The organism is Alteromonas sp. 5NW40-0090 (assembly GCF_057552975.1).
Map to the genome: position 1 here is coordinate 68304 of NZ_BAAJLT010000015.1, position 22501 is coordinate 90804.

Genomic DNA, 22501 nt, shown 5'->3' on the forward strand with positions numbered 1-22501 from the left:
CGTGCATTGGCTTGTTACGTGGTAAATGCAGTTTAATCTGAACGCCATTGTGGAAACGATTTTTAATTTTTGTACTAAAACAGCAAGTATTTATAGAAGAGTATCCTAGATGAAATCAACGATAAAATGGGCAGTATGCCTACTTGTAGTTGTAACCTGCATCGGCGAAGTTAGCGCTCAGCATGCTGTGCGCCCTTCTATTTGGGTTACACCATCCGAAAGACAAACGATATTAAACAAAATTGAGCGCAACGAATGGGCAGAAAAGCTTTTTCGTAGTTTACAAAGCCGTGCTGATGCAGCAACGTCGCTCACATTTGAAGAAAGGCGAGAAAAACTTTTAGCCTTACCCTTAGTATGGCCACAAAGCTCAAAAGCCAAACAGGCACCAACCCTAGTCACATACACAAAAGGTTTGGGTAATCAAAGCGACGATCAGCTTAGGTGGGGTTATCCCAGAGAGCCACAAGAGAAGATGCTTAAAGGCATTCAAAATGCAGTTGATTGCTCGGTGCTTTTTTACTTAACTCAGAAGACTAAGTACGCAACATGCGCAGCTGACATTCTTACCGTCTTTGTGAATGCACTTACGCAGATACCGGTGAATGAAAATGGGTTCATGAACAGCGGTTGGATGTATCAGGACGATCATTTACTGGAGGCCAGACTGGTAGGCGCGCAATTACCTATAATCTATGACTTCGTGTATCCGTTTCTAAAAAATGGCGGGCAAGTGTTAGATGTCGCATCTAATCAGTTGGTTGATTTTGATTTTTCCGCAGCACAAAAAGTGTTTGAAACCTATGTTTATCTTGCACTTAACCGTGGGTTACTTGAGTCAAACTGGCCTGTATTAGAGTCGTCGAGCTTGTTACATAACGTACATGCACACGATGACCCACAAAAGGTTGCCGAACTACTACCTTACTATTTAGATAAAAACACACAGCATCAAGCTTCTTTGAAGATGATTGCCGAGATGTTTAAAGAACCCGGAGATATTTGGCCTGAATCCATTAGCTATTCTAAACACGTAACTTCTTTAAGCGTGTACCTGATGACTTTAATTGACCGTAAGTACCCTCACTACAAAGTTGGTTCTCTCTACAGTAACATCCCTCAGTCATTAACTGCGATGTACAACTTACAGTTTCCTAATGATGGCTATCCTTATTTTGGCGACACAAACCGCTTTATGGATGTAGATTTTCAAGCATATGAAATGGCATTGCAATTGGCTAAACTCAACGACAATCAAGAGCAGATAGCCCAATTTTCTGGTGTGTTGAGGGCAAGTATTCAAAATGGTGAGTATGAGAGAGGCAAATTGCCAGAACGGGACTATTACCCAAGCCCCTATATTTTACCATTAACACTGCTCTGGTCGCTTGATTTACAGGAGTTAGAGCTGCTAGCTACAGACAAGTCAACAGTAAAAAAGCCTCTGCGTCCTCGTAGTAGTCAGCTGCCTCATGCTGGCCTAACTATTCAACGCAACCGAAGCCAAATAGATCCAGAGAAAAACAGTCTTATGACATGGGTCGGAGGTGGTAGCTACATCCACGGCCACGCTTCAGGCATGGATATGGAGTTATACGGTCACGGTTACGTTTTAGGCATTGATGGTGGCAAAGGCACCTATCGCACAGACATTCATGAAAACTACTATCGTCTGTTTGCAGCCCATAATACCGTGATTAGTAACGGTGCTTCAGGAAGCCATGGGGGGTGGATTAACATGGGTATTGACCAAGTAAAAACAATTGCAATGGAACCCGCCATTAATATGCAAGGCGTTTCACCCAACCACTCTTTTGCTACCACTGAATTCTATGACGAGTTTAACCTCGTTGCCCCGGCTCAGCATCAACGAACAATGGCGCTCATCCGAGTTAACGACAAACAAGGGTATTACGTTGATATATTTAGAGCCAAATCAGAAGCGTCAGAAGAGTTTCACGATTATGTGTATCACAACATTGGCGATGCCATGGATGTGGTAAGTAATGGTAAAAAAGTAGAGTTGGCGGCAGAACCAGAAAGATATCAAGACTCTGACAAAATAAAGTGGGAAAAACATAAGGCTTACCAGCATCCCGGTTGGCACTTTTTCAAGGATGTGCAAAGCGGTAAGGTAAGTAACCAGAACTTTCAGGTTACTTTTACTGCTAATGAACTTGAGCCGCATCCAATCATCATGGAGGCATTTATTCCCCAAGATTCAAACATTCAGTTTACTCAGGTCAATGCGCCGCCATCTAGCGCTGCTGCTAAGCCATACAATAAGAAACCATTACCCACATTCTTACTGCGTCGACAAGGCGAAGCATGGTCAAATCCTTTTGCAGTTGTATATGAATCATATACTCAGGATGATCGGCAACAAGGAGTGGTCCGAAAGGTGGAGCGCCTTATGGATGATAAGGTGTTTAAGGGATTGAAAGTGACGCTCAATGTGAACGGTGAAAATCTCCATCAGTACGTGCTTGTGCAAAACCAAGACGATGATGTCTATAAAAACTTAGCGCTGGATATACATTTTACTGGTCGCTTTGCTGTGATTACTGTGAACTCAGCAGGCGAATTATTGAATGCTTATATTGGCAAAGGTCACTCTTTGCGTTACCAAGATATCTCGCTAAAAACAGACAAAAATCAAGTTATATTTAAAAGGTTTTAGCGGAGGGGTATTCATGGAAGGCCTTTCTTCCATGAGGGCGGTTCGGATACTGTCTAAATCGTGGGTGCAAAGCGGTGCTGACCCGCTTTCTTTCGGAGCTTCATTGCGTTCATTATCAGGGTAAAATTCGCTAACGGTATTGCCACAGTAGTTTGATGAAACATCAAGGCCATCAGAAGAAACAGCATCGAGCGTTAACCTGGTTCCATCTTGGATAAAGATAGTGTCTTCAGCGTATTTAACCTTTTGAATGACGTCCGCTGTTCCGTAGGATTAGCAAAAGTACCCATTACCCGACTTATCGAAACTCAGGCTCGCGAGGTAAGGCCCATGCTACCTGTCCAGAACCCAATGATTTGTGAGGGTGCCGGCTCAGCCTTTATCTGCACAAAATTGTTGTTAAGCATATCATCAATGGGAGACTGGCATCCGGCTAAAGCTAACGAGCCTAAAACGAGATATTTGCGTACATTCATAATCGTCCTTAATGTGAATAGGTGTGGTAGGTACCAGTGTAGTACGGAATGACCATAGTACGCGTGATCCTGAAGAAAAAACACAACCACCTGCCAATTACTACGGCAACATACCCCTATACTGTCTTGCTAAACTTTCCGCAGCTTCGCTGCGGCGGCCGCGCGCTCCGCGCAGTTGTGCAGGTAGAACGTGAGAAATTGGTGAGTGAGTAGGGAGGTAAACGAAAGTAGGTCAAAGGTAGTGGACAAGTAACGCACTTTTACTATGGGGCAGGTTGGTGGATGTGTAGTGGTGTGTGAGGTGAGTCTTTTGTTGAGGGTGAGTCGTCCTCGTCTGTGCTTTAGTCAATGAGTCCGGGTAGGGTTCTTATGCTGGGGTGGTGAGAAAAGGGTTTATTGGTTAAGGGGGGTCTAAGGTATGTTGCCGTAGTGGTCACCCTTATCCAGTTATCAACAAGGCTGTGGATGATTTATTCGTTGGATTTGCTGCTGTTTGATGAGTTATTCACTTTTTCGTTGGTAGTAGGGCGCCTCGTTACGCGCCACTCTTTATAACGCACTTTGTGTTGAATAGAACGGGTTGATTCTCAATAAGTCGGGTTTTGTTTGGACCTGTGTTCAATTTCTTTACACTTATCAATGCCAATTTTTATTAAGTGTAAATGTGGCTGACACTTTCTTTGTGTTTAGTGGGCAAATCATTGCAAATGCATTGGCACAGCTTGTGCAGAATGCTCACTTATTACTACGCTAACTTTGTAACGAGAGAATAATTATGCCATCCAATTATAGAAAAGCTGATAACGCTTTTCAGCGTTATCAGCTTAAATTCATGCGTAAAGAATGGCACGCTGCAGCTGAGAGCTTTTTAATACTAGTGACGCTTCCAGCGATTTTAGTGTTTGCTTGTTATGTTGCTTTAAGTGCCGCGGTTAATCACGAATTTTTACTAAGCTACAGCGTTGCATCGTTGGCACTTACTGCGTGTTGGATTGCGAGAAAGCATTTCAGAAACGAACCGTTAAAATTACGAGAGGCCTTGCGAATTGTATTGCGTTTAGTCAAGAAAGTGTTTTAGCATACAATTTTTGGTATATCGCTCCACCTTGTTGTTGCACGCTTTGATAGGTACTCTCTACGCATCGTGTGCTTCTTGCTGAAGCCCTTAGATGCTATTTGCATGCTACTTTTGCCGTAGCGACCGTTAATTGCATCAACAACATGCATCAGCCCGGCATTATCTTGAGAGGGTTCAAACAAGTCTCCTTGATAATGGGTTTGCGGCCGTATATCCAATAACCCTACACCGCATTTGTAAAAACACACTCCTGGTTTGAATATTTTATCAATCAACGCTTTTATCGCGTTAGATGCAACACGCGTATCAAGTGTGGGTACCGCGAACTGGTGATACGCTGATTTCCGGTAGAACGCGGTATCATCATGCGGTGAGTTTGAAGCAAAGACGGTCATCGCACCGGCTAAACTATTTTGCTTTCGTAATTTAGCCATTGCCGCGCCATAATGGCCTACAAGCGCTCTATGTATCTCATTGCTACTGGTCACGCGCTCCCCAAATGTTCTGGTGCTGTATATTTGCTGCTTGTCTGGCCTTACATCGTCCCACGCTATTCGAACTTCACCATTAAGCTCTCTGATAGTATTTTCCACCAGAATAGAAAACTGTTTGCGCATGTAGTTGATCCGCTTTAGTGGACACCTCAACCTAACAAGTGAGGTGATACATGCCATCTACAAAAGGCAGAAAGACCAAGCAATACTCTGAGCAGTTTAAGCATGATGCTGTACTACTAACGTTCCGCGACAACACAACTGTTAAAGGTGTGGCTGAAGGACTTGATATACACCCTTTCATGTTGTCTCGTTGGCGGAAGGAATATTTAATGGGGAATATCGTGTCTGATAATAAGCGCCCAAGTAAGCCTGAGGTACCACTTAAGCTCTCAGATAACGAACACGTGGCACAGCTCCAAAAACGCGTTCAGCAGCTCGAAATGGAGAACGACTTGCTAAAAAAGTGGCAACGATTCGCGGCTCGAGAAAATCGGAAAAATTCGAGTTCATAGCACATAATTGTCGCACGTTCCCTGTGGTATTGATGTGTAAAATTCTCAATGTTTCCACATCTGGCTTTTATACTTGGCGTAACAGACCTGTCTCTCAATACAGGAAGCGCGAGGAATGGTTGGCTTCTGAAATTACTCGTTTATTTAGGTTGAGTAAGGAACGCTATGGTAGTCCTAGAATCTACGCTCAGCTTCGAAAGTGTGGTGTCTCTGTCAGCAAAAAACGTGTTGCGCGCATCATGCGTCAGTTAGGTTTAAAAGCCCGCTGTGCAAGAGTGTATATGCGAAAAGCAAAACTACATGAGTTCTATGCCAGAGTGAGTAATATCAAAAAGGATTTACCGAAACCTACCGCGGTTAACCAGCAGTGGGCTGGAGATGTAACTTTTATTAAGGTGAAGGGCCAGTGGCTCTATCTTGCTGCAATTATCGATTTATATTCCAGAAGGATTATTGGATGGTCCTTGGCTAAACGAAAAACAATGCAACTCAGCTTAGCCTCTCTGGCAATGGCTGTCAGGAAAAGGAATATACGTGACGAAGTCCTTTTTCATACTGATAGAGGCGCAGAATACTCTGCATATTATGTTCAAGATTGGCTTAAAAGACATAATATTAAATCTAGTATGAACCGACCCGGTTACTGTACCGATAACGCTGAGATGGAATCGTTTTTCCTTACGCTGAAAGCCGAACTGATCAAATCTACACACTTTGAAAATGAGAGAGATTTAAGAACAAAAGTCGCTAGCTACATACAGCATTTCTACAATCGACAAAGGCTCCACTCCGCGCTAGATTATGTTTCACCTATTAACTATGAAACAAAAGCGCAGGGAGCATAGCCGGTGTCCACTTTATCGGATCAAGATCACACTCCGTTCACTGGGACACAAACGCAGCGGTGCTTCGCATTTTACCGCTGCATTTGTGCCCGTTAGCTTAGCGTTACCACCGTCCGCTTCTGGCCACATAAGCGACTGTCAGTTTCGATTACGCCCTACCTAACCTTTGCCATACCGGTTCTACCAGCTTGATATTGTTGAGCGTAGCGTATGGCCATAGCTTCGCTTTTCCAGTTCCCTGAAAGCACAATTTCTGCCATAGGTACGTCAGCCTCCATGAGCGTAAGAACACCACCGGTGCGCGTACTGTGGCAGGTAAATTTACCATCGGTGTTGATGGCCATACCAATTGCCTCATACCTCTTTAATAATGCCTGGTATTGCATAGGCTCTTTCTGAACAGTTTGCTTAGGGGAGAGTTTGCGAAATATATAACCATCAGTAATTTTTGCGTTATCGAGCCACCTTGTCAGTAACTCTGCAGTTTCGTCAGACAAATACCCGTAGTGGCCTTCACCCGATTGATCCGTTTTGGAACGCGAGGCAAAAACTGTCTTAGCTTGCCAGTCGATATGATTTACTTCAATGGCCAGAATGTTGGATGCGCGAAAAAGGGTATCGAGTGCGACATTGACCAGCACCGCATCGCGTAAACCCAATAACGAGTCTACATTTAACACACGATTTGCTACACGCACATCATTTAACTTTAATGGCTTTGCTTGCTTTTGCGCCGCTGGTTTTTCTTTAAGCTTCCCATTCACATAACGACTGAAAAGCTTGGAGTGCTTCCATGGGTCGGGCAATTCGCTTACGCCAATGAAAAAGCGCACCGACGCGAGCTTTCGTTTGATGGTGTGATGTTTAAGCTCAGACGCTATAAGTTCATCGAAGAACGCCTGGCATGCAAACTTAGTAATTTTCCAATCACTTGCCAGTGCCGGCAATGCATGTGCACGACAAAACTTAAGGTATTGATTGAAATCAGACTGATAAGCCTTACGCGTATTCAGCGACATCGTTTCCCACACTGAGTCTCTTAGTTCAGTTAAATTTTGAACCACCAGCGCTCGATGCTCTTCATTCAGCGAAAAGTCGCTTTGCGCTAACGCGATTTCATTTGCCATGCTATTAATCGATATAACTGTAATTATCTATAATAATAAAATAGCACAGCAAAGAGAGTAAATAAAGCGTTACATATAACGCTTGCACAAAATAACAATAGTAGGGTAGCTACAGTCGTGATATAAAAGCGTTATAAGTAACGCAAACGCAGGGCAGGGTAGTGAGCAACGATACGGTTTGGCAGGAATATATAGAAAATAATTTTGATAAATTCATTTCATCTTTAAAAAGCGACGATTTTATAAGTGGCGAAAAAGAAATTATAAGCGATGAAGATATTAATTTTTTAGAGCCTAAAAAGACTTATGATTGCCTTAGAAAAATAATTACTCAAGATGCCATTAAAAAGCTTCAAAATAGATTTAGAGCGCACAAACACAGAGAAAAAAGAGGAATAAAAAATCTTCAATTAAAATCACATTCTCTTAATATGCTTGATAAGTTTAAAGCGCAGGTGGGCGCCGACACATTGGAAGAGGCGATAGACTTTTTATTGTCACCGGACTATCGCGAGTATGAACACGATGTGGACCTGGCTAAGCAGCGGTTAGGCGAAGGAAACTTTGATAGCACCGAATTGATGCTCGACAGCTTTACCAAAAGACTGAAAAACTACGACAGAGAGCGCTTATCGTTAATGATCGCGCTGGCGTTCAACGAAGGCTGGAGAGCTGCAAAGCAAACAAAAAAGCGTACCGGCAATCCCCGCCAAGAAGCGCTCAACCAGTCAGACTTATATAACAGCGTAGTGAAATTAATAGCAAGGAGTAATAATGTTGATTGAAGATAACACATGGAAAATTTTTGCGCCCTACAACATATTGGTGTCGCTTAGAGGGCTAATGGACGAAGTCTGTAACCAGATTGTCGAATATAGAAACAGCGTGCCCATTGTGCCAGTACTGTGCCTGCCTACAGCCGCTAAGGAAATATCGCTGACACCGCTCATTATGCAATCTGCCTACAATCTACAGAGAAATGACAAGGCGGTCTTTTATCCAGTATCGGAGCTGACCGCTACACGAAATAAAAATGAATCAAAGGGGCGCATTGATATAGGTCTATTCAGTAAGAGACACGCCACTTTTATTGAATGCAAAGCTGTAAGAACCAGCGCAACCAACAACAACAACAACGATAGAATTTAAAAGGCGTTAAACAAAGCAACGGATCAGCTTCTCGATATAGATATGGAGACACTGCTATTCAATTCACCAAAAGATACAATTAGTAATATTCGTGCGAATAACAAGCTTATACCAATGGTCGCAATCAATGTGACATGCGATAAGAATAGGGTAGAAGATCGAGACAGTCTATTTTTGAAAAAAGTAGAATCAATTCGTGATGGTTTCCGAAATTCAATGATAGTACAGGTCAGATATAAGCCGCACTTTATTCGTTATAATGGTGACATTGATGTAAAAGTTGAGGATAGAAAGCTAATGTCTATTGGTCATGTTTTTATTTTAAAAGAAGTTTTCAAAAGCTAAATTTGGTGAGTCTCAACTTGTTCTGACATTTTAGATAATAGAAAGGTATCAATTACGAAGGGCTGTTGTTTACGTGAAGTAGAAGTTTGCACTCTGGGGGACAGAGGTCGGCTATGAGTAAAGCGGACATTGACCACAACCAATGCGCTGGTCCGCTTCAGACAAACAGCAGACGTTCAGGGCTCTCTGCTCTTGATTCCGATATTTACCATAAGCGGAAGTTAATATGCTTTATTCTGACTGACTCTTCAGTGGCATAAAGCAGTTATTCAGACCACAATAGTCCACAGGATGCGCCTCCAAAAGCCGAATGTTGAATATTACAATTGATAACCAACCCTACAACTCCAAATTTTTATTACAAAGCGATTTACGAGCCACCTCCCCATTTTGTCAAAAGAAGTCGAATGATCGTCATGGGGGTAAGTAAATCCGGGGCATTGATTTATAAACCCAAATGCCCCAGTGCTGCTAATTCACCTTATAGTGAACGAGTCTATAGAGTACAGGTAGTACAACCAGAGTTAACAAGGTAGAGGATATGATCCCACCAATGACCACCGTTGCCAGAGGTCGCTGCACCTCTGCGCCAGTACCTACGTTAAGCGCCATGGGCACGAAACCAAGACTCGCCACTAACGCTGTCATCAGCACTGGCCGCAAGCGAGTCATTGCACCATCAATAATCGAGTTTACCAACTCGCCAGTCTCTTCCATCCTCTGCCTGATAAAAGACAGCATTACCAGACCATTCAATACAGCAATACCAGAGAGCGCGATAAAACCAATCCCTGCCGATATTGAAAGAGGCATATCTCTGATCCAAAGAGCAAAGATGCCGCCAGTTAATGCCAAAGGGACGCCTGTGAAAATTATCAAGGCGTCTTTGACTGAGCCAAATGCAATCACAAGTAATGCAAGGATCAGGAAAAGCGTTGCGGGCACAACCAAGCTCAGTCGTTGACTTGCACTTTCCAATTGCTCAAACGTTCCACCATAACTTATCCAATAACCACTCGGCAGTGCCACATTGGCTGCGATTTGCTCTTTAGCATCATTGACAAAAGAGCCTAAATCACGATCTCTCACATTTGCTGTGACGACGATACGGCGTTTTGCGTTTTCTCGACTTATTTGACTGGGTATATTGGTATATTCAAGCTCAGCCACCTCGGCGATTGGCACATACTCACCATCATTGGTCATGATGGGTATATTTCCCAGCGCTTCTAAATCATTGCGAATCTCTTCAGGATAACGAACAACAATCTCAAAGCGTCTGTCGCCTTCAAATACCAAACCAGCTTCTTTGCCGCCAACTGATGCACTTAACCACGTTTGCAAGTCAGTTACGTCTAAGTTGTAACGCGCCAGCGCATAAGGCTTCGGGTTCACCGTGAAGATGGGGATCTCATCTACTTGTTCTACTCGTGCATCAGCAGCGCCCGGAATATCTTGTAATACGGATAAAACATCACCAGCTGAATCCCGCAGCTTATCCAGATCATCACCATATATCTTGATCCCTAAATCTGCCCTAACGCCACTAATTAATTCGTTAAAGCGCATCTGTATAGGTTGCGTAAACTCATAGTTATTGCCGGGTACATTTTGAAGATCCCTCTCCAATTGCTCGACAAATTCCGTTTTCGATAATGCAGGGTTTGGCCATTCATCAATTGGTTTTAGCATTACAAAAGTGTCAGTGACGTTGGGTGGCATAGCATCAGTAGCCACCTCAGCAGTACCCGTTTTAGCAAATACGGTGTTTACCTGTGGGTATTGCATAATGACCTGTTCAAGCCGTTTTTGCATATCGACAGCTTGTTCAATTCCTGTGCCGGGCACTCTCATTGCATGAAGGGCTATGTCACCCTCATCTAGTTGCGGCACAAATTCAGAACCTAGGCGCATCCCAAACCAAACACTGATAACTACGAGTAATGTTGCTGCACCTACTACCAACCATCGTAATTTTAATGCCCACTCCAGTACAGGGCGGTAAACTGATTTAGCCCCAGTGATTATTGGACTCGCTTTTTCACTGACTTTGCCTGACATAAACATAGCAACAGCTGCGGGCACAATGGTGATTGAAAATACCATTGCCGCTAGCAATGCCAATATTACGGTAGCCGCCATTGGGTGAAACATCTTCCCTTCGACACCTGTTAAGCTAAAGATAGGAATGTACACAATCGTGATTATCATCACGCCAAATAGACTTGGGCGTATCACCTCATTCGTTGCCTCAAATACGACTTCCAGCCGTTCTTTAAGAGGCAGTATTGCACCCGTTCGCCGCTGCGATTCACTTAATCGCCTAATACAGTTCTCGACGATAATAACCGCTCCGTCAACAATCAGTCCAAAGTCTAACGCACCTAAGCTCATTAGGTTCGCGCTAACGCCCGTTTGTACCATGCCTATTATTGTGGCAAGCATGGCAAGTGGGATGACAGCGGCGGTGATAATTGCTGCCCGTATATTGCCCAGCAATAAAAATAAGACAACAATAACGAGTAGTGCGCCTTCAACAAGGTTTTTTTGTACTGTATTGGTGGCTTTATCCACGAGCGTAGTGCGATCGTATACACTTTGGATAATTACGCCCTCTGGCAGGCTTGCTTGGATTTCATCCACTTTATCAGCCACGTCTAGCGCAACAGCTCGGCTATTTTCGCCTATTAGCATCATAGCTGTGCCCAACACCGTCTCTTGACCTTCTCGTGTTGCAGCGCCCGTTCTAAGCTCCTTACCGATGGCGACCTCTGCAATGTCACTTACCGTGACGGGAGATCGGTTTGTAAGCGTTACCACCACGTTACCGATGTCCTCAACGCTCGAAAGTCTCGCTTGTGAACGTACTAGTATTTGCTGGCCGTTGCGTTCAATGTACCCAGCGCCCTGATTAGCGTTATTTCGATTTAATGCCCGCAATAAATCGTCAGTACTAACGCCGTAATTAAGCATAAGTTGAGGATTAGGCTTCACATGATACTGTTTGGTAAACCCCCCAATAGCATTAACCTCTGTTACCCCTTTCACCAAGGCCAGTTGAGGTTTCACCACCCAATCGTGTAACTCTCGAAGCGCCATTGCATCAAATTTTCTGCCATCGACAGTTACTGTGCCGGGCTTCGCGCTAAGCGTGTACATGTAAATTTCACCCAAACCTGTGGCAATCGGCCCCATCTTAGGCTCAATACCATCGGGCAATTGGCTTTTGATAATGCCTAGCCGTTCGTTTATGAGGTTTCTGGCAAAATAGAGATCCGTGCCTTCTTCAAAAACGGCCGTCACTTGTGATAAGCCATAGCGCGATAGTGAACGTGTGTAGTCCAAGTTTGGTAATCCTGCCAAAGCGTTTTCTACCAAAAAGGTGATACGTTGTTCAGTTTCAAGCGGTGAATAACCTTCTGCTTGTGTGTTGATTTGTACCTGAACGTTGGTGATATCGGGTACGGCATCAATAGGCAGCTTTTGATAACTGAATAGGCCTAATCCAATCACCAAAAAGGAAAGCATCAGAAAAATACCGCGCTTTTCGATTGCGGTACGAATAATGGAAACTAGCATCTTAAACCTCCCTTAGAACTACACGCCATTTGACAGGGAAATATCAGTTGTAGTGAGGCATTAATGATCATGGCCTGCCTCCGATTTTTCCAAATCTGCTTTAATTATGTAGCTATTGGAAGCCACGACGCGTTCGCCTGCTTCAAGGCCACTGATAACCTCGATATAGTGACCATCTGAGACACCAAGCTCTACCGCTCTGGGCGCATACTCATCACCCTCAACCACAAAAACAACTTGTTTGGCTTCATACTCTTGCACAGAAGATAGAGGAACCGAATGACTTACTGACTTAGTTGACGTCGTAACTTGTGCTTTGACCAGCGTACCGAGTGGCCAATATCCAGTACTATTATCGACAGCTACATTGGCAAGAGAGTGTGGATTGCCATCAGCTGAAGGCGTAATATATGCAATCTTGGAGGTTTGGTTGAAACCTGCGTGGCTTAGTTCAACTGACTGTCCAACCTTGATGCTGCTAAGCATTTGTGAAAAAACGGTCAGCTGTGCCCATACGTTTTTATAGTTAGCTAACGAAAAAAGTACTTGCCCGTTTGATAACTCACCATTATTCGCATGTCGCGCAATCACATTGCCATCAAAAGGTGACGTGATGGAATAACTTTTTAAACTCTCATTGGACTCAACAACCGCTAAAATATCACCTTTCTTAACGGAATCGCCAATGTTGACTTTTACATCTTTAATAACACCGTCAAACCGTGCTCTTATATGACTTAATGAGGCGGGGTCTGCACTAATTCGCCCATAAAGCGTACTCGTTAACGCAATATCGCGTGCGAGCACGGGAGTTGCAGAAATACCATTCTGAATTGCTGTTTCATTGCTCATTCTTACGACTTCACCTGCGTGATTGTCTTGATCGCTGGAACTTACATCACTGTGTTTACCTCCTGCGATTGCGGTTAGGCTATAAAGGCTAAGGGTGAAGATAGAAATAAGTACTTTTTGTATTGTGAATTTATTCATAATCATGACTTCTTATCGAAATGTTAGATGACTGCTGCCAATTGCTTTTGTGACTTGGGTGAAATGAGTCATCATTGTGCTCATTCGTCAGCGCGAGACCTGTGAGTGTTTCAATTTCTGTTTTGCTTAAGTGAACTTGAGACGCTGCCTCTATTAATGTCAGCCGGGTTGTCAGAAATTCTTGTCGAGTAGTTACCCATTCCAAGTAGCTGAAACGGCCCTCCAAATAGGCGTTCTCGACTAAATCTAACGCGCCCTTTAACGGAGGAATCACCTTGCGCTGAAGTGTGTCAATCTCTAGCAATGCTCGTGTATGTTCGCCTAACGCTTGATTAACTGAATGTAATAGGCTTCGAACGTTGCTTTGTCTTTGCTGCTCTATTGCGTCAAGACGTGCCCTGTTTGCTTCATATTCACCAAGGTTTCGTTCTTTTTGAAACAATGGAACGCTTACTCCGGCAACCAGTGCTGTTTCATCAATACCTTGCATTCTGCGAAGCCCCGCTGACCACTCAATATCAGCGCGGTTATTCGCTTGCACTAAACGAAGCTGCGCCGCTTGCACACGGCTTTGTTTAGCGTATAGGTCAATGTGAGGGCTATTTTGGATTGCGACTGCCAGCGCATCAAACGACTCAATCTTATTAAAAGCAAAAAGATCGCCTTCCACACGCTTAAAGCTCGGTACCTGCTCCCCCCACATGATGGATAAACTGCGCAAGGCAAACGTTAGGTCCTGTTGAGCTAGATTAACATCGAGCTTTGCTTGGGCCAGCGCAGCTTGGGCACGTTTTTGTTCTAACAAGGGGGACGCGCCTGCTTCAACGCGTTTCGTTACGGCATTCAATGTATAAAGTGCAAGTGCCTCTGCATCTTTTATGACGTCTAAGTTCGCCTGCAATACGAGTACTTTGATGTAACGACGATTAAGCTCACCGAGGATATCTAAGGTGAGTATTCGCTTTTCAACATCTTGCTGTATTCTTCGTTCAGAGAGTACATTCAACCTTGCTGCTGGCTTATCATTGAGCTGTAACACTGATGATAATGTCAAGGTAACTTCAAGCTCTTTGAGACCTGATACCTCGCCAGTTCCCAAAAAGTTCTCTAATTCAACCCCTGCATTCAATGCGGGTTTAAGCGCCGCCGTTTTTGACTCTCCGTCTATAACACGTTGTTTAAATTTAAACTCATACAGACTTGGATTATTGGCAAGTGTTAGTCTAATAGCGTCCTCAAGAGTCAGCGTTTCTCGTATGGGCGCTTGGACACTTTTGTCTACAAATCTGTTGGTTTTCGCCGCATGAGCGGTCGGTGGACTGAGTAATAAGCCCAGTATGCAACTGCACACAATGGCAGATGCATGCCCGAAAATAGGAAACATTTTCATTGGAATATCCTAATAATTTATCAATATTTAGCATCGCGAGTGTTATCAGCGCGGTGCTATCGAAAAAACGTACTAGGAAGTAATTTTGGGGGGGCGAAGTAAGCGGTTAATAGGTGCGTCAATTACCGCATCTAAATAGTTGAAATTGTGGACTGAAACCACTGTTTTCAGACTGTTGATATGACTCTGACTGACCCATTGTGCATGTGTGCCATGGCAGTGGCCGCAATGGTGACAATCAGCAGGATTGTGGTGCTCTGTACTTACTTTATCACTGGTTTCATTGGCAGACAGCTCAGACTGCACTTGCTCGTGCTCAGAATGCTTATGCTCGTGTTGCAAGTGCTGAATGTCTATTGCATGAAAATCTAACGAATTCGCCACAGCAGAAAACGACTGAAAGAGTATCAGCGAGATCACGATGTAACTTATGCGTTTTAGATTTTTCATGTATGAAAGGTTACCAAGCCTAATTCACTTCGTCACGACATTGTTCATTAGCAAACTCCAGCTCAACTGTCGTATGTTCAAATTTATACTTTTCTAACGAACTGTGTATGTTTTCTTTGAGTGATTGGAGGTGCTCAAGACTGACATCTTCATCAAGAACAAGATGGACCGTCATTACGTTACGCTCACCGTCTAGAGACCAAATATGAAAATGATGAAGATCACTTACCTTATCGTTTGCCAGTAAATCGCTTCGAATCTTTGAAAGCTGTTCTTCATCGGGCGTTGCTTGCAAAAACAGCATTAGGGTTTCTTTGAGATTGCGGAACACATTGAAAAGGATGAACAAAGTAAAGCCAATGGATAAGATTGGATCTAAAATAGGCCAAGGCTTAAACATTAAGACGATGGACACGATAAATACTGCTACCCAACCAAGCACATCTTCCAGCAAATGCCAGTTGAGGACTCGCTCATTTAATGAGTCTCCCTCACTCAGTTTATAAGCCGCAAAGCCGTTTACTGCCATCCCAAAGATAGACAATAAAACCATCCCTTCAACTTGGGGCATTTCAGGCTCAGCCAAACGAGGTATCGCTTCAAGCAATATCCAAATGGAGCCTACCGTCAGCACAATACCGTTAATCAATGCACCGAGTAAGGAAAATCTTTTGTAGCCGTATGAGAATGTTTGATTAGAATCTTTATCGCTAAGCTTGTTTAATCCCCACGCTGTACCAATGGAAAGACTATCACCCAAATCGTGCACTGCGTCAGCCATAATAGCGGTGCTGTTGGTAAGCCATCCACCAATGAATTCAATAACAGTGAACACCACATTTAAGAAAAACGCCCATCCAATACGTTTAGACGCGTCGGTTGAATTCTCTTGCGAGTGTGAATGGTTATGACTGTGCATTTCTAATTTTTTCCAATATGGCTTTGTTTTCGGGTGAAATAGACATTGACTTGAATGGACTCACGTTTGCCCCACCAGTATTGCCCTCAGGCAATAAGCCAATTGGAGTTTTAGTCAGCGCACCTAGCATTCTAAAAATTTGTCCAAATATCTCTTTAAGGTCGCGGCGTTCTATTCCAAATTTAAGCATTTCATAATGCACTCGTGTGTGGTGGTATGTTGAGTGCTGACCGATGACATGAGCATCCTCTAAGGCCTTAAATCCTGCTTTATTGTCATTGTTCGAAAGGGATTGATGCGCGGCGCTCAGTTTTTGAAGTATGTAAGGTTTTGCTGCTTGAGTGAAATTCATACGATCTCTCCATTCGTCGAGCTGTTTTCACGGAATTCCTGTCTGGCGTCTTTTAGAATTAAGACTGCGCCTCGTAACACAACGATAGACACAATAAAACCTATGACCAAATCAGGCCAACGAGTATCGAATAGATAAACCATCACACCCGCCAATATCACTCCTATGTTTGCAATGACGTCGTTTGCCGAGAATATCCAACTTGCTCGCATATGCACCTCGCCATTTTTTTGTTTTCTGATTATCGCCAAACATATAACGTTAGCGATAAGTGCAACACCGCCCATGCCCATCATAAGCATAGATTCAGGCCCACTTCCAAAGGTTGCGCGACGAGCTATGTCAAACAAAATTAATAGGCCTAATGCCAATTGAAAATATCCACTTACCTTTGCAGCATTGGCTTTGTGAACAATTGTTTTCCCTACTGCATATATACCAACACCGTAAACGACTGCGTCAGCCAACATATCAAGGGAGTCTGCAATAAGTGCTGTTGAGTCAGCGAGTAACCCTACACTCATTTCAATGATAAACATCACAGCATTGATGCCCAATAGCCAGTAGAGAACTGCCTTTTGTTCTTGGTCTTTTATCTCAATTTCGCACCCACAACCACTCATAAAAACACTCGCTTTACTCACCTATAACGCGAGTGTAAACTCTATACTTGGTATAGAGTCAAGCTTTAGGCAAGTTAAAATGAAAATTGGGCTTCTGGCAGCTAAGACAGGGTTAAGTATTCAGACAATTCGTTTTTATGAGCGTAAATCACTATTGGCTGCACCTGAGCGAACGGCATCGAATTATCGAAGCTACTCTGAAGATGCACTGAAGCAGTTATTGTTTATAAAGCAATGTCGCGCATTAGATATGACAATCGAGGAAATTAAATTAGTACTGGAAACCCGAGCAAACCCAGAGAATAGCTGCGAAAACGTTAATACTACAATAGATAAGCATGTTGACGATATCGAACATCGGATAGCTGAATTAAAAGTACTACAAGAAACACTGATTTCAATTCGTTCTGCTTGCGATCATGATAAGAAGGTTAAAGAGTGCGGGGTATTGCATCAATTAGATAGCATTGCAGAAGTGTGTTCTTCTAGTACGGAGAATTAGTCTCGAATTATCAGTTTTATGTTGGAGCTTTGTCATAGGTATTCGGCTAAAGCAGCCATTCAATTTTTATTAGTAGCATGACCGTTGATTACCTCATTCGTGTCATTAAAATCTTAATGAGCCAAGGTCTGCTTCACGTGCACAAGAGACTGTCAATTTTGGTCTAGCTCTATCTCTGAAAGTGTCAGGTTAAGTGACGACTAATCCAGTTTAGCGTGTTAACACCAAGCGACTTTGTCGTATCTTAATTACCAAGCGATTCTGTCGGTCATTTTTTTATGTGCCTGTTAGTGTTTTGTTTTTTGAATACTAGAAGGCATGTTGAGGATGATTGTGATGGATTCTAAAGCTCAACTCACCGTTGATATAATAGCTAAAGTGGTTGAAGGTAAAATATCGATTGCCAATGCTACCAAGTTACTCAATAAATCCCGACGTTCAATTGAACGCTATATAAAACGCTATCAAGAAGTCGGTATTCAGTTTGTGGTGCATGGTAATTGCGGTAAATCACCCCCGAATAAAACGCCTATTTCGATAAAAAAAGCCGTTCAAGCGTTAATTAAGGATAAGTATTTTGATTTGAATTTACTGCACTTAGCCGAGCAGTTGGCTGAGAATGAACACATTGTTGTTAAGCGTGAGACCTTACGTGGTTGGGCGCACGATATTCATCATGTAAAGCGAGCTAAGCGTCGTCGTAGCCATGTTCGTAAACGCAGAGAACGTATGGCCGCACCGGGCTTAATGATGCAAATGGATGGTAGTCCGCACCGTTGGTTTGGTAACAAAAAGCATTGTCTCATTGCGATGATAGATGATGCCACCAGTGAAGTTTATGCTGAATTCTTCCCATCAGAGACCACCGTTGGATGTTTGAAAGTCATGCGTGACTGCCTTGAAAAGAAAGGTGTGTTTAAAACACTTTATGTGGACAGAGCCGGAATCTATGGTGGGCCTAAGCGTTGTAACTTCTCACAAATGCAACGCGCTTGTGAGGAGCTGGGCATTGAAATTATCTTTGCCAATTCCCCACAAGGTAAAGGGCGCGTTGAACGAGCGTTCGAAACCTTCCAAGACAGGTTGGTGCCCGAACTTAGGTTGAACAATATCAACGATATCGCCGCTGCCAATGCTTACCTTAAGCATGTCTTCATTCCGCAGTTCTGGCAGTCGAAAGTCCAAGTGAAATCAAAGCAAGCACCTGAATTTACGCCTCTGTCAAAACACATCAACCTTGATGATATCTGCGTCATTAAAGACCATCGTAAAATACGTAACGACCATACCTTCAGTTATGGCAACAAATTCTACCTCATTGATTCACCGCTCAAGCACTCCATTGCCAATCAGAAAATCGAGATAAGGAACACGAGTAAAAAAGGGTTTACCGCTCACTTCGCTGGTCGCAAACTGAAGATCTCGGAAGTTAATGAGCCAAGCAAACTGGCATCAGAAGACTTGGCAGTACAGAAGAAACTTGAAGTATTAGCGTTAATCGAAAAGCTCGGAAGCGTCAGTGCTGCATCACGCCAAAGTGGCGTCTCACGAGACACTATTCATCGGCACTTAAGAATGGTTAAGCGAGGTGGCCCTGATGCGCTAAAACGGCAAGAAACGCCTAACATACGGCATAAAAACTGTGTAGATATGGAAATCGAGAAAGCGGTAATCGAGTTCTCTCTTGAACATCCTCACCTTGGTCAGCAGAAGGTGGCACATAAGCTAACAGAAGCATTAGGCATTGATGTTAGCCCAAATGGCGTGCGCAGTATGTGGTTGAGAAATGATATGAATACAACCGCACTGAGAATTGAGAGATCACTAGCTTTGCATGAATCAGCATAATAAATAGCCAGTTGTTTAACTGACTACTTTTCAATTACAACAACTGTTGCCCTCTTGAATTGGAGGGCACTTCACTGTTCCATATGAGCAATAAACGCAGCAGTCGCCGCTCAAAGGCTTTAGCAGTGTTTTACATTTAGTGCATTCATAAAAAAATTGGCATGCAGTGGTTGGCATTTCTTCTTGCTGGCTGTAATCGCAATGTGGGCAAGTAATCGTCGATGAGAGTTCTATTTTCGCCATAGTTTTGTATTCCTCTGAGGGTTTCAATATCGTTCAACTAGCGACGGCCTTACGACTTCACTAATGAAGGATAACCAGCATTCTTTGTAGCCTTTGTTAGTGCATCAGGATTTGTTATCTCATCGTCAAATGTTACAACAGCAAGTTTATTTTCAAATGTCACTTCCACTTGTTTAACGCCTTTAACGCGCTCAAGTGCTTTTTCTACTGTTATCGGGCACGTTACACAATCCATAGACGGAACTTCTAACGTAACAGTTACATCTTTTGCAAACGTCGCCGTGCTGCTTATCAACAATAAAGTTGTAATCAATAACTTCTTCATTTTTCTCTCCAATTAGAGTTAAGTGGTAGCACCTACACGACCCATATGATCCAGTAGTTGCTGGTAACAAAAACAAACGCCAACAGTGTGGTAAACCAAAATACTGCTTTTCGTCGTGTTCTTACCTTTGGGACTGCACAAGCCTCGTCATCCGCACAGTTTTCAACAGGCTGATGTATCTTCCACCCAGCAAAGCCAAATAAAACTACAACCACGAATATAAAAATAGGACGATAAGGGTCTAAGAGTGTTAAATGACTAATCCATGAACCACTTATACCCAATAAAAGTAAAACAAGAGGCCCGGCACAGCAGGCACTTGCACCGATTGCTGCGGCAAGCCCGCCTAAGATTGATAGTTGACTACTTTTTGCCATATTTACGTTTATTACACTGTTCTTTTAAGCACAGCATAAACTCCGTATATGGGTACGGAGTCAAGTGATGAGTCATTTTACGGTTGAAGTGACTGAATGATTGGGCAATCTTTATCACTTGGATTAGTTTTACAGTCTGAAATGAGCGAGACAAGGCTGTCTTTAAGGTTAAGCAAATCTCTTAACTTATCTTCAATTACTGCAAGCTTTTGCTCAGCGAGTTGCTGAACATCTTCACAATTACTAGCACTTAATATTAATAATGATGATATTTCCGCCAATGTAAAACCTAAATACTGTGCACGCTTTATGAACAATAGTCTTGAAAGTGCTTGTTCTGTATATTGCCTGTATCCCTGTATCGGTTTGATGGGTTGTTCAAGTAAGCCTTTGCGTTCATAGAAACGAACGGTCTCTACACCAACATTTGCCTCTTTGGCGAGTTTACTGATTGTATACATTGGCTACCTTTAATATTCTGGTTAATTCAATAATATACAAAACGTCTAATTAACTCATGCTTCAAAGGAAATATTTGCATATTTATTGAAGTGGATAATACTAACTGTTACCTTAAATGCGACAAAGTCGCTCGGTAATTAGACCGACATAATCCCTTGGTAATCACACTAATCCAGTTTAGCGGACTTCTTCAAAGGCGCTACTTTACATCTTCTTCTATTGGAATAGATTCCCAATAGTTGTTCCACCAATCGAGCGGCATTAGTTTTATTGATACTTCAAAGTGCTTTTCAAACAACCGATAAGTCTTGTCAACGTATTTGCAGGATCTATACAAGTAGTCGGGGTCGAGCGGCACGTCTAGTAGAGCAGGAATCAAGTGGTGCTTATGTAGTGGATTTTTGCAACGAGTCATATTGTAAACTGAAACATGGGGCCACATGCTATGCGCCACTTGGCTAAAGGGCGTGTAAGCAAAATTATAAAGGTCTTCGCAATCTACCTCTTGCGCCATTTTCCTACAATTTAAATTCGACCACGTTCCAACATCCACTTCGACAAAAAATTCATTGCGTTGTGAATTAATCCAATGCTCTCTAAACTCTATCATTTGTTGAAGATCTTCTTTGTCTTCTTGATATTCCTCCTTTTCTAACAGGAGCTTGTAGTGTTCGATAAGTAACTTTGCTTCACCCAGACCATGCATAATGTATTTATGGGGTCGCTCTTCCAAATCATCCATCATCCACGCAAGCGTGATATATAAATCGGTCATAGAGCGTAAGAATAATGGTGCAGAATGTCCGTTCCATGTTGAGGGAGCTTGAGCCAACTCGATGGAGAGAGTAATTTGTCGAGATAAAAGACCACCAATGGCAGATAATGCCTCCAGTTTATCCGCGGGAATTTTAACTTTAGTCCAAACTTCATCGAAACTGTCCACTAGATAATCGACGTAGCCACTTACTAATTCTTCAATATCCATTGTCGCATCCATCTAAATCAAAAGCCTCATTCCAAAAAGTCTCTGGCCAATTGTTTTCAGGAACCCCTATTTCTTTCAAAAAAGAAGCTGCTGCAAATCCGTTGATATGAGCGCGAGCAAAACTTGCAACACGCTTTGCATCATCAGACTCTGGCGCTTTGAATATTGCATTGAAGTCAGGCAAGTCGATATGAGCAGAAATTTTCATTCGCCCAGATATTATCTCTGCGTAAACCGCAGTAACCTGAACTTTGGTCGCTTTTGATGACAGTCTATCCAAAAGCGCCTCTACATCCTCTTTCAGCATTTCAATGGCATCTTCACGGTCAACACCATACTGGTGCTCAGAAAAAAGAAACGCTAATGGATAGCTCTTTAATAAGTGATACTGATGTTCGAGATTACTTAAAACGTCGTTGAAATATGGTTTCGTTCTTAATGTCTCATACAATTCATTCTTTTTTGAATCTGACAGAGTTGTATAGCTACCCATGTATTGAAGCGGCGCAATTTTTTCACCCTCAAAGCAGTTATACGCAGTATCAATAAAATCAACAATGACTTTAGTTGCATTCCTATCGCCAAGACGAAGATATAATGACGACATCCAAATTAAGCACGGAAGCCGGTCGTTTACAAACGATGTTTCTCTCATCTTGTCGATTTGCATTAAAGGGGGGATGAACTTTTTGCCCACTTTTTTATGATCTTTTAACACCTTTCCTTGGTGGTTACTTTTTTTCATTC

The 22501-nt window shown here is 42.9% G+C and carries 23 protein-coding genes; 7 read left to right on the forward strand and 16 right to left on the reverse strand.

The genetic code is table 11. The annotated features are described in order from the left end of the window. The first annotated feature begins 109 nt into the window (after window positions 1-109). A complete protein-coding gene (locus AC27KT_RS17730) occupies window positions 110-2680 on the forward strand; it encodes an endo-acting ulvan lysase-like protein (RefSeq protein WP_487132172.1) in 2571 nt (856 codons plus the stop codon). A 308-nt stretch (window positions 2681-2988) separates the two neighbouring features. On the opposite strand, the gene AC27KT_RS17735 is transcribed toward AC27KT_RS17730, so the two are convergent. After that, window positions 2989-3156 (reverse strand): hypothetical protein, encoded by a 168-nt coding sequence (locus AC27KT_RS17735; protein WP_487132174.1) that lies wholly within the window; start codon window positions 3154-3156, stop codon window positions 2989-2991. 775 nt (window positions 3157-3931) lie between these two features. Here AC27KT_RS17735 and AC27KT_RS17740 point away from each other — a divergent pair. Next, entirely contained in the window at window positions 3932-4234 is a 303-nt protein-coding gene (locus AC27KT_RS17740) for a hypothetical protein (protein ID WP_487132176.1), read from the forward strand. Here AC27KT_RS17740 and AC27KT_RS17745 read toward each other — a convergent pair. Then, a complete protein-coding gene (locus AC27KT_RS17745) occupies window positions 4231-4851 on the reverse strand; it encodes a DUF4113 domain-containing protein (RefSeq protein ID WP_487132178.1) in 621 nt (206 codons plus the stop codon). The two genes, AC27KT_RS17740 and AC27KT_RS17745, sit on opposite strands and share 4 nt — an antisense overlap. A gap of 50 nt (window positions 4852-4901) precedes the next feature. Here AC27KT_RS17745 and AC27KT_RS17750 point away from each other — a divergent pair. Further along, window positions 4902-6088 (forward strand): IS3 family transposase gene (locus AC27KT_RS17750; RefSeq protein ID WP_487132180.1). Its coding sequence is split into 2 segments (ribosomal slippage): window positions 4902-5187 and window positions 5187-6088, totalling 1188 coding nucleotides; the frame shifts between segments, so codons are not numbered across the junction. A gap of 155 nt (window positions 6089-6243) precedes the next feature. Here the strand turns inward: AC27KT_RS17750 and AC27KT_RS17755 are convergent. Next, a complete protein-coding gene (locus AC27KT_RS17755; RefSeq protein WP_487132182.1) occupies window positions 6244-7215 on the reverse strand; it encodes a tyrosine-type recombinase/integrase in 972 nt (323 codons plus the stop codon). 161 nt (window positions 7216-7376) lie between these two features. Here AC27KT_RS17755 and AC27KT_RS17760 point away from each other — a divergent pair, with 161 nt between their 5' ends. Together AC27KT_RS17760 and AC27KT_RS17765 are read left to right on the forward strand one after the other, a co-directional pair. Further along, window positions 7377-8000, forward strand: coding sequence for a hypothetical protein (locus tag AC27KT_RS17760; protein ID WP_131094912.1), 624 nt, complete (start codon window positions 7377-7379; stop codon window positions 7998-8000). Further along, a complete protein-coding gene (locus AC27KT_RS17765; protein WP_456252738.1) occupies window positions 7990-8364 on the forward strand; it encodes a hypothetical protein in 375 nt (124 codons plus the stop codon). Before AC27KT_RS17760 ends, AC27KT_RS17765 begins: the two co-directional genes overlap by 11 nt. Window positions 8365-9180: 816 nt before the next feature. Here the strand turns inward: AC27KT_RS17765 and AC27KT_RS17770 are convergent. From AC27KT_RS17770 to AC27KT_RS17800, 7 genes are all read right to left on the reverse strand, one after another. Further along, entirely contained in the window at window positions 9181-12288 is a 3108-nt protein-coding gene (locus AC27KT_RS17770) for an efflux RND transporter permease subunit (RefSeq protein ID WP_269918652.1), read from the reverse strand. 60 nt (window positions 12289-12348) lie between these two features. Next, window positions 12349-13278, reverse strand: a complete 930-nt coding sequence (locus AC27KT_RS17775) for an efflux RND transporter periplasmic adaptor subunit (RefSeq protein ID WP_014951216.1) — start codon at window positions 13276-13278, stop codon at window positions 12349-12351. Beyond that, entirely contained in the window at window positions 13271-14668 is a 1398-nt protein-coding gene (locus AC27KT_RS17780) for a TolC family protein (RefSeq protein WP_014951215.1), read from the reverse strand. Before AC27KT_RS17780 ends, AC27KT_RS17775 begins: the two co-directional genes overlap by 8 nt. 72 nt (window positions 14669-14740) lie before the next feature. Beyond that, window positions 14741-15118 (reverse strand): hypothetical protein, encoded by a 378-nt coding sequence (locus tag AC27KT_RS17785; protein ID WP_014951214.1) that lies wholly within the window; start codon window positions 15116-15118, stop codon window positions 14741-14743. Between the two features lie 19 nt (window positions 15119-15137). After that, window positions 15138-16037, reverse strand: coding sequence for a cation diffusion facilitator family transporter (locus AC27KT_RS17790; protein ID WP_014951213.1), 900 nt, complete (start codon window positions 16035-16037; stop codon window positions 15138-15140). Continuing rightward, window positions 16024-16389: a DUF3703 domain-containing protein gene (locus AC27KT_RS17795; RefSeq protein ID WP_014951212.1), complete on the reverse strand. Its 366-nt coding sequence runs from the start codon at window positions 16387-16389 to the stop codon at window positions 16024-16026. Before AC27KT_RS17795 ends, AC27KT_RS17790 begins: the two co-directional genes overlap by 14 nt. Continuing rightward, entirely contained in the window at window positions 16386-17012 is a 627-nt protein-coding gene (locus AC27KT_RS17800; RefSeq protein ID WP_014951211.1) for a cation efflux transmembrane domain-containing protein, read from the reverse strand. The genes AC27KT_RS17795 and AC27KT_RS17800 overlap by 4 nt, the downstream gene beginning before the upstream one ends. Window positions 17013-17091: 79 nt before the next feature. Between AC27KT_RS17800 and cadR the strand changes: the two genes are divergently transcribed. After that, complete coding sequence (gene cadR / locus AC27KT_RS17805; RefSeq protein WP_014951210.1) at window positions 17092-17514, forward strand: Cd(II)/Pb(II)-responsive transcriptional regulator; 423 nt, start codon at window positions 17092-17094, stop codon at window positions 17512-17514. A gap of 327 nt (window positions 17515-17841) precedes the next feature. Continuing rightward, window positions 17842-19362: an ISNCY family transposase gene (locus tag AC27KT_RS17810; protein WP_024016316.1), complete on the forward strand. Its 1521-nt coding sequence runs from the start codon at window positions 17842-17844 to the stop codon at window positions 19360-19362. A 30-nt stretch (window positions 19363-19392) separates the two neighbouring features. Here the strand turns inward: AC27KT_RS17810 and AC27KT_RS17815 are convergent, their stop codons facing one another. The 6 genes from AC27KT_RS17815 to AC27KT_RS17840 form a co-directional block, all read right to left on the reverse strand. After that, a complete protein-coding gene (locus AC27KT_RS17815) occupies window positions 19393-19605 on the reverse strand; it encodes a GDCCVxC domain-containing (seleno)protein (protein WP_080589192.1) in 213 nt (70 codons plus the stop codon). A 49-nt stretch (window positions 19606-19654) separates the two neighbouring features. After that, complete coding sequence (merP, locus tag AC27KT_RS17820) at window positions 19655-19930, reverse strand: mercury resistance system periplasmic binding protein MerP (RefSeq protein ID WP_014951208.1); 276 nt, start codon at window positions 19928-19930, stop codon at window positions 19655-19657. A gap of 32 nt (window positions 19931-19962) precedes the next feature. Then, window positions 19963-20307 carry a mercuric transporter MerT family protein gene (locus AC27KT_RS17825; protein ID WP_014951207.1) on the reverse strand — a complete coding sequence of 115 codons (345 nt, stop codon included), beginning with the start codon at window positions 20305-20307 and terminating at the stop codon, window positions 19963-19965. Window positions 20308-20384: 77 nt separating this feature from the next. Continuing rightward, window positions 20385-20768 carry a MerR family transcriptional regulator gene (locus AC27KT_RS17830; RefSeq protein WP_014951206.1) on the reverse strand — a complete coding sequence of 128 codons (384 nt, stop codon included), beginning with the start codon at window positions 20766-20768 and terminating at the stop codon, window positions 20385-20387. 200 nt (window positions 20769-20968) lie between these two features. After that, entirely contained in the window at window positions 20969-21754 is a 786-nt protein-coding gene (locus AC27KT_RS17835; RefSeq protein ID WP_456252737.1) for a DUF5677 domain-containing protein, read from the reverse strand. Beyond that, the gene (locus tag AC27KT_RS17840) at window positions 21744-22499 is read right to left on the reverse strand and encodes a hypothetical protein (protein WP_032096156.1); all 756 of its coding nucleotides are present in this window, start codon (window positions 22497-22499) and stop codon (window positions 21744-21746) included. Before AC27KT_RS17840 ends, AC27KT_RS17835 begins: the two co-directional genes overlap by 11 nt. Window positions 22500-22501 lie beyond the last annotated feature (2 nt).